This is a genomic window from Sphaerisporangium sp. NPDC049002, assembly GCF_040649355.1.
Lineage (GTDB): Bacteria > Actinomycetota > Actinomycetes > Streptosporangiales > Streptosporangiaceae > Sphaerisporangium.
In genome coordinates, this window is sequence record NZ_JBEZFH010000087.1 from 21,845 (window position 1) to 27,844 (window position 6,000).

General features: G+C 63.1%; 5 protein-coding genes. 2 read left to right on the plus strand and 3 right to left on the minus strand.

Going from position 1 to position 6,000, the window contains the following annotated elements:
• Positions 1–210: 210 nt before the first annotated feature.
• Complete coding sequence (locus AB0B89_RS18780) at positions 211–723, plus strand: aldo/keto reductase (protein ID WP_358553975.1); 513 nt, start codon at positions 211–213, stop codon at positions 721–723.
• A gap of 49 nt (positions 724–772) precedes the next feature.
• Here the strand turns inward: AB0B89_RS18780 and AB0B89_RS18785 are convergent, their stop codons facing one another.
• From AB0B89_RS18785 to AB0B89_RS18795, 3 genes are all read right to left on the minus strand, one after another.
• Positions 773–1,231, minus strand: a complete 459-nt coding sequence (locus tag AB0B89_RS18785; RefSeq protein ID WP_358553978.1) for a DUF732 domain-containing protein — start codon at positions 1,229–1,231, stop codon at positions 773–775.
• Positions 1,232–1,414: 183 nt separating this feature from the next.
• Positions 1,415–1,996 (minus strand): DinB family protein, encoded by a 582-nt coding sequence (locus AB0B89_RS18790; RefSeq protein WP_358553981.1) that lies wholly within the window; start codon positions 1,994–1,996, stop codon positions 1,415–1,417.
• Between the two features lie 412 nt (positions 1,997–2,408).
• The gene (locus AB0B89_RS18795) at positions 2,409–3,947 is read right to left on the minus strand and encodes a hypothetical protein (protein ID WP_358553984.1); all 1,539 of its coding nucleotides are present in this window, start codon (positions 3,945–3,947) and stop codon (positions 2,409–2,411) included.
• Positions 3,948–5,024: 1,077 nt separating this feature from the next.
• Between AB0B89_RS18795 and AB0B89_RS18800 the strand changes: the two genes are divergently transcribed.
• Entirely contained in the window at positions 5,025–5,969 is a 945-nt protein-coding gene (locus AB0B89_RS18800) for a Shedu anti-phage system protein SduA domain-containing protein (RefSeq protein ID WP_358553987.1), read from the plus strand.
• Positions 5,970–6,000 lie beyond the last annotated feature (31 nt).

Below are 6,000 nucleotides of genomic sequence, written 5' to 3' on the forward strand. Positions count from 1 at the left end.
GACGGGAAGCCCCTGCCACTACGGTCCTTCAACGGCCGAAGCACCTCGGGACCAAAGCAGACCGAGGCAGGCCGAGGCCTTCCAGAAGGCGTTCGCGCCGACCCGCTCCGCCAAGGCCCGCAGCGCTTGCTCCGTCGCCGACCCCTTTCGGCGCCGTGCGCGATCGCGTCCACCACCGCGTCGGAGACGGCGTGCGCGCGGCCCTGCTCGATGCAGGTACCCAGACCCAGGTTAGGCCGGGCCCGGTGCCGGGCACGGCGGGAGTCGGAAGCTGTCAGTCCGTACCCACGAAACGATCCGCAGGAGGCACTACCTCATGAAGCGCAGGCGGCGGACATCGACCTGACCGGTAGCGGTCGCGCGGCCGTCGAGCGGAACAAGTTCGACACCTCTCTGCCCGAGAACGCGCTCAAGCTCCAGGCCGTCGGCGAGCTGACGAAGCTCGCGGCGGAGGCGGGGCTGTCGCTGCCGCACCTGGCCATCGGATTCGTCACGGCCCACCCGGCCGTCACCTCGGTGATCATCGGACCGCGCACCATGGAGCAGCTCGACGACCTGCTGACCGGCGCGGACACGGTGCTGAGCGAGGACGTCCTCGACCGCATCGACGAGATCGTGCCACCCGGTACCGACCTCAACCGCGCGGACAGCTACTACGTGCCCCCGGCCCTGGCGGACAAGGCGCTGCGCCGAAGGGCGGCGGCAGAGAGCGCGGGGCGGTAACCGGAGCCGACTCTGCGCCGGTAGGGCGCGGCCGAACGGTGGTCGGCGTTTAGGAATTCATGGTGATCTTCGGGCAGATGTACCTGTTCGCCGCGGCCACAATGGCCGGCGCCTGATCCAGGCCCACGTTCACCGCCCCGGAGAACTGCTTGAGCGCGTTGTCCTCCACCATGGGCTTTGGCATGTTCTCGGCGATGTCCAGGCACAAGTTCTGCCCCAGGCGCACCGCACGGTCAGGGTTCGAGGCGAACTGCCGGTTCAGCTCTCGCAGAACCCCGAGGTAGGCGGCGCGCTGCTCGACGTTCGGCTCAAGGATTTCCAGGAGGGTGGAGGTCGCACTGGCCGGCGGGACCGACGGGGCCGTACGCGCCGCCGTCTTCCGGGGTACCGTGACACCCGCGGCGAAGCCGGTGAGCAGGATGGCGACACCCACCACCAGGCTCATCCACTTTCCGAAGCTCCTGTGCCGCTTCCGCGGAGGGTGCTGCTGCTCACCAGACCACTGCATGCCTTGGAATCATAGGGACGCCGTGATGGCTGAACACCAGCCGCCAGCTCGGTGGCGTCCTCGCCGTGGCCGTCTCCGGCGCCCTGCTCGTGGGCCAGTTCTGCGCGGCCTGCGCCCGCTGATCGCTGCGGTGGTGGCCCTCGCCGCGGCCTCAACGGGTTCGGCGCGCCCTACCCGTGCTCGTCACTGGCCTATGCGTCCGTCGATCCGCTCGCGCAACAGGTCGACGTGCCCCATGTGGCGGGCGTACTCCCAGATCATTCCGATCAGCACCTCGCGCAGCGACATCTGCCCTCCACCGCTGCCATGCAGATTCAAGGGATCGTCTCCGGTGATGTCGAGACTGGGCGCCTCGGCCACGAACCGCGTGGCGAAGTCCGCCTCCGCACGCCATGCGTCCCATGCCTCCGCGACCACCTGGGGGTCGGGAACCGCACCATCGAAGTCACCGTCACGGTCGGTGTCGGAGCAGAACAGCCGGGGCACCTCCTGGCCCGCCATCATCACCCGGAACGTCGCACGCTCCACCTCGGCCAGGTGTCGCACCATCCCAAGGAGCGACATCGTCGACGGCTCGACGGAACGCCGCGCCATGGCCTCGGCGTCAAGACCTGAGCATTTCATCTCCAACGTGAGGCGCGCGCAGCGCAGGGATTCGACCAGCGTGGCGCGCTCGTCGCCCAGCGTTGGCCCGTTCTCACGCGGGTCGTCGTCCGACGGCTTGCCGTCCGCGGTGAACATGTCGGCTCGTCGTGTCGTGGCCATGGCCGCAATCATCCGCGCTGCGCACAGCGACCGACAACCGATTAACGACCCCCTGCACTCATGGTCAACTGGTTCGGGTCTGGCAAGCCGCAGTCAACCGCACTGCACGGTGAGCCGGGGTGAGGAGCGGACTTCGGATCTTCGACGGTTTACAGGGGCCGAGGATCTAAGCACTTCATAGCCTCTGACCTGTCATTCTCCTTTGCTCGACCCCTCCCCCCGGTTGACCGTTCCGGACACCATCCGGATCATGAAGCGAGTGGCCTCACGTCCCTTTCCCTGCCGATCATCCTGTCGCCGTCGTCCCTCCCCTCTGGGGAGCAGGGGACGGGGGTCAAGGTGGAGCGCCCTACGTACGAACGACCTTGACCCCTGTCCCTGTCATCCGCCGACAGCGCTGATCACACCGTGATCACGCGGGCCGTTCATTGACCGCTGCGCAAGCCACGTTCGCGCTCTCACGCTTGCCGTTCTGGTTCTTGAGCACCCATATGCCCTCTTCGTTGAAGCGGATCCATGCCTCGCCATCGTTAAGTCCCCGTATCCAGCCGGCGGACACACCCCCGAATATCCGTACGCCCTTGTCTTGATCCAGGAACTGGATATACCCCTTGCCTTCGCCTGATCCGCGGACCTGGTTGGTAATCACGCTGTTCACGTCGGCCTGGTCGGCCGCCATAGTCCCCCACTCTTGGGTCCCATTTCGGTACACGTTCAGCCCGGCTTTGGGGAAGGTGATCTTCCCGTCGTCAGTGCTTCTTCCTTGCACCCATTCGGTGTTGACGCCGTTGAGATCGGCCTTGTCAGCAAACACGGTTCCCCAGGCTTGTCCGGCCCCCTTGCGCACGTTCAGGCCTTCCTTGGGGAAGGTGATCCATCCGTCGTCGGCGCTTCTCCCCTGCACCCATTCGGTGTTCACGCCATTGAGGTCGGCCTTGTCGGCGTGCACGGTTCCCCATGCCCCGCTTCCCTGGCGGATGTTGAGCCCGTCCTTGGGGAAGGTGATCCTCCCGTCGTCGGCACTTCTCCCCTGCACCCATTCGGTGTTCACGCCGTTGAGATCGGCCCTGTCGGCCGTCACGGTCCCCCGCCCTCCGGAGTCGTTGAGGATCTCCACGCCTGTGCCGGTGAAGGTGACGCGCCCCTTGTTCGCCGTCCCCCGGACCCAAGGGGTGTCGATGCCAGTCGTGGCGGTGAGGGTTTCCAGGACGGGATAGCGCACCTGAACGGTCGTGGTGAGGAAGTGCTGCTTCTGAGTGGTCGGGTCGGTGGCTACCAAGATGTAGGTGGTAGCCCGCTTCGGGGCCTCGGCTGGCGACCAGGTACGCGTGCCCGGGGGGATGTCCGCATGCCCGCCGGGGAACCGGATCTCGTAATGGAAGTCGTTGGATCCGTCCCAGCTCAGCGCGAGGCCTTCTCCGGCATCCACCATGGCCTTGTCCGGACGGAAGTCGCACGGTGCCGGAATCTCCCTGGGAGCGGCCTTCACCACCGGCACCGCCGCGTCGCTGACCTGCCACCCGCTAGTGGTTCTGATGGTCTCGGTCGCCATCAGCACAGCCACCCCAGCGGTGGGAGCGACGGTGACGTTCTCCAGTGTCAGCACCATGTAGTCACCAGGCGCGAAACCTTCTATGCGACCGCTCTGGGAGGTGACCTGAAAGACGTTTGCGCCTTGCGGCTGGACAATCACCGGCTGGGTGTCCGCCTGGGGACCCGACTGGGTGTCGGTGTACTCGCCCCTCGGCTTGATCGCGCTGATGTCCCGGCTGAGGTGGCCGGCGCCGTCACCGATGGGCACCTTCACCTCGATCCTCAACCAGGGCACCATCTGTCCGGTGTTGGTGACCATCAGATACACCGTCCCCGTGGACGGAGACCGCCCGTCCACTGACGCCTCCAGGGACGTCGGGTCGGTGAGGATGGTGTAGGTAAGCGCAGTCAAGGTCACGACTCCTTCTCTTGGCAGACAGCGCAGGTCGATGCCCTGCGCACTACGAGAGGACCGGGCCGGGCAGAACAGGCGGCGGCGCGGGTGAGACGTTCGGAACCCGCCGCTTGTGACGCACCACAGAAGAGCACCCCTCTAGATCCAAACGCCAGGATGAGAGCACAACAAGAGAACCCAAGGAGGCCATAACGGGCGCTTCGGCAATATCTTCAGCGTCTTGACAAGCACTCGGACCATGGCCCACTGGCAGCGCTGCGATCGCCTGCCAGCCGCGACAAGCGCGGTGATTAAGTCCGTGCTGGAACAATGACTTGCCTACCCGCGACGTTCGGCTTGGTGCGGCGGGCAGCCTGCGTTTCCCGCCGCCGGCCGCGATTGGCGCCCGCCGGCGTACAAGCCCCCAGGTCGCGGAGTGGGCCAGGGCGCCACCGCACGGAAGCTCATCAGCGAGGCCCTGAAGGCGCCCCAAGGGGCCGACTGACGCCGACGCGCATACGACGCGAGCCCCCGTAGAGCGCCGTTGACGACCATGAACAGCCGAACACACAGCAAGAGGCCCCTAACCGTGTTTCCACTGGTCAAGGGCCTCTTTGCGCTGGTGTGGCAGGTGCAAGGTTCGAACTTGCGTAGGCTGAGCCGACGGTTTTACAGGGCGTCCACGATCCCGCCTGATACGGCGGTCCGACCTCGATGTTTGCCCGTCTAAGCACTCCCCCCCAGAAAGATCATTCCACGCATATTCCGGATCTTGCTGACCGTCGTTCTTAGCTCTCGCTCCCGTGACGCTATGTCCATCTTGACTACTCCCGATCAAGGTTCACCTTGTAGAGCATGGCGCGAGAGCGGGTCACGGCTGAAGCGACAAATAGACCTATTTGGAAAAATCGCCACAAGCCCGCCTATATCCCCTCTCCATAGAGCTGATCTTGGCGTCCCGCCCGGGCAAGTCGTGCCAAGATAGTTGAGCGGCAGACCGGCAGCATGAACTCTTGCTCTCCGCGACTCCCTCCAACCTTCAAGGCTCCCGAAACGGGCGAGTCGATTCTCCCTTACGCAGCGACCCTCCAAGGAGATGTAGTGAGAATTGATTTTCCTTTTTATGCAAGCAAAGAGTTCGTAATCGAGGGAGGTGATTTTTCCCAGCTAGAGATTCGCCCAAGCGGGCAGGATTCATTCCACTACTTCTACGACAAGGCCCGACGGCGCCTCGTCACCGATTTCGTTCTTCACGATGGCGCAAGAGTCGCAACCCTATGCACCGTTACCCTTATCTACAAAGACGGGACTTATAAACCGCGCCTCAGATTCTGGAAAAAGGATAAGACCAAGACCGCCAATCAGCCTTACCTTGACATCGAAATACCAGACGTTCCAGAAACTCGGATGGTGAGAGCTGCCGTCGACACAAGCGAAGCCCATCAGAACTTGTGGGTACTTATTGAATTTCTCCAAAAGTGCCGCGAGATCAGTCTCCCTGCCGACCAGTTCAAGGTTGTCGGAAATGACAGCGCCCGAATCGCCAATCTGCTCCAAGCAAGCAATAAATCTCAAATCATCGAGGCATTGAGGTCCGTATTGGGAGGCTCACTGACTCAAGCGGAACTTGACATCATCGCGAACCGCAAAGGTCAACTCCAGGTGTTCCATAAGTACCTCACCGATAGCAGCTATTTCGAACAGCGACGCAAGCAGCTAAAGGAGGCAGAGAAAGATTCCGGCCCGGAGGCCGTCTGGGAAGACTTCTTTGAAAGCAACCCTTGGATATTTGGCTATGGGCTTAGCCTGATCTCCTGCACTTCTTACGACGACCAGAAACTCCAGCAGATAACGACCGGCGCAAGCAAGTTTGGAGGCGGAGGGAAGCGCACTGACGGTCTCCTTCGGACACGTGGAATCGTCAGCAGCCTGCTGTTCTGCGAGATCAAGCGGCACGACACTTCACTACTTATGGCAAAGCACGGCATAAACCCGTTTATGTGCGATAGAATATCGGCTTTTTCCGTCTTCATGGTGTTAATTTAACATCCGGGCATCGGGCGGGCGCATTCCAAAG